1 protein-coding gene and 1 pseudogene are annotated in these 2,231 nt (G+C 74.4%); one reads left to right on the plus strand and one right to left on the minus strand.

Annotated elements, in window-relative coordinates:
- Positions 1 to 70 precede the first annotated feature (70 nt).
- Positions 71 to 580, minus strand: a pseudogene (locus ND748_RS30435) (AIR synthase related protein); the annotation flags it as partial.
- A gap of 308 nt (positions 581 to 888) precedes the next feature.
- Here ND748_RS30435 and ND748_RS30440 point away from each other — a divergent pair.
- Positions 889 to 2,231 (plus strand): acetamidase/formamidase family protein (locus ND748_RS30440; protein ID WP_251749712.1); only part of this gene is annotated, 1,343 nt, incomplete at its 3' end.

Raw genomic sequence — 2,231 nt, forward strand, 5'->3', positions numbered from 1 at the left:
TTACAAGCAGAAGAGGGCATACCCGATATCAGTCCCTGTCACGTGGGCTCGGAGTTGTTTATAAGAGACATGCGCGGCCGACGGAGCCGGCGAGTACGACCACGTCGCCTGGCCGGGCCCCCGAGCGCAGCACCGGTGCCCGGCCCTCGAGATCGCCCAGCGCGGTGACCCCCAGCATGATGGAGTCGGCGGAGCTGATGTCGCCGCCGGCGACGCTGGCCCCGGCCCGGGCGCACTCGGCGGCGAGCCCGTCGGCCAGCGCCAGGGCCCAGTCGACGGTGAGGTCACCGGGCGCGGCGAAGCCGACGAACAGCCCGGTCGGTCGGGCGCCCATCGCCGCCACGTCCGCGAGGTTCTGCGCCGCGGCCTTGTGCCCGACATCGACGCCCGACGACCAGTCCCGCCGAAAGTGGCGACCCTCCAGCAGCAGGTCGGTGGTCACGACCACCCGGGCGTCCGGCGCGGCCAGCACCGCGGCGTCGTCGCCCGGGCCGACGAGGACGTCCCGGCCCCGGGCGAAACGGGCGGTGATCGCGCGGATCAGCTCGAACTCGCCGAGATCCCGCAGCGTCGCGGTCACGGCGCTGCGGCGCCGCGAGCGGTGGCACCGAAGCGCCGGTGCCGCCCGTCCGACCGCCTCCGCAGGCCAACGGACCCCCCACCCACCAGCCCAGCACCCCTCTCCCGGCGGAATGACACTGATCGCAACATTCGCGTCACCTTTTCGTCATATCCCACTGAAAATCTGACGCGCGTGCATGACCAGTCCTGTCCTTCTGCAGGTCGCGACCGGCCCACCGGGACCCCGGGGGCCGGTCGCTCGCGCGTCCACGCGGCTCGTCACGACGAGAGCCCCCCCGGCCGGCACCGGGCCTGGTAGGCCCGCCTGTGGCGCTGCAGCCAGGTCGGGGCAAGATCGAGGGAAAGCACTACCTGCCCTCCACCCCCGAGACCGTGACATGGGGCGAGCTGCCCAACGCACTGACCAGGCCCGTGCTCAGCGTCGACTCCGGCGCCGCGGTCACCTTCGACACGGTCAGCCAGGAGGGAATCCTCGGCGACCAGGGTCGTGACCCCGACGCGTTCCTCGCCGACCTCGGCGTGCCGCCCTCGGAGGTCCTCGCCGACGCCCGGGCCATCGCCGCCTCCGGCCTGCCGCACCGGTTCGGCGTGGACGCCCCGCACATCGTGACCGGCCCGGTGCTCGTCCGCGGCGCCCAGCCCGGTGACGTGCTGCGCGTCGACGTGCTGTCGCTGCACCCGCGGGCCCGGTACGGAATCGTCTCCTCCCGCCACGGCGTCGGCCTGCTGGCCGGGGAGTTTCCGGAGGGCGACCCGCCCGAGTCGGACGCCGACGCGCGGCACTGGCAGCGCTTTCGCACCGTCACCACCTTCTGCGCCGTCGAACGCCGCCGCGGTCGCCTCTACGGCTCGCTGACCAGCACGAGCGGCGGACGGGCCCGCTTCCCGCTGGCCCCGTTCCTGGGCGTCATGGCGGTCGCGGTGGACAGTACCACCGAGGTCATTCCCTCCACCTCGGTCGGCCTGCACGGCGGCGCCCTGGACTGCCGTGAGCTCGGCACCGGCGCCCGGCTCTACCTGCCGGTCCAGGTCGCCGGGGCGCTGTTCGCCGCCGGTGACCCGCACTACGCCGTCGGCGATGGGAAGATCGGCGCGACGGCCCTGGAGGGCCCGCTGCGCGCGACGCTGCGCCTGACGTCGCTGCGGGAGGCGGCGGCCCGCGCGGCCCTGGGGGCACTGCGCGAGCCGTTCGTCGAGACCGACAACGTGTGGGTCACCGTGGGCCTCGATGCCGACCTGACCGAGGCGATCCGCCGCGCGACCCGTTCGGCGGTGCTGTTCCTGCAGAGCCGGGTCGGGCTCGAACGCGCCGAGGCGCTGGCCTACCTGTCGGCGGCGGCGGACATCGGGGTGTGCCGGATCGGGCCCGGGGCGCAGACCGCGTTCTGCCGCATCCACCGGGCGGACTTCACGGAGCCGACGGCGGCGAAGCCCCGGCTGCACCGGCCGCCGTTCACCCGGATCGTCGGCGCCGCCGGCGCGGATGACCTGAGCGGCGAAGATGACCTGGGCGGCGTGGATGGCGCGGGCGGCGTGGATGGCGTGGGCGACGCGGGCGGCGTGAAGGGCGTGGGCGACGCGGGCGGCGTGAAGGGCGTGGGCGGCGTGGACGATGACGGCGCCGAACGCGTTCCCGAGCCGGCCGGAGT

This window comes from Frankia sp. AiPs1 (genome assembly GCF_023716945.1).
GTDB lineage: Bacteria > Actinomycetota > Actinomycetes > Frankiales > Frankiaceae > Frankia.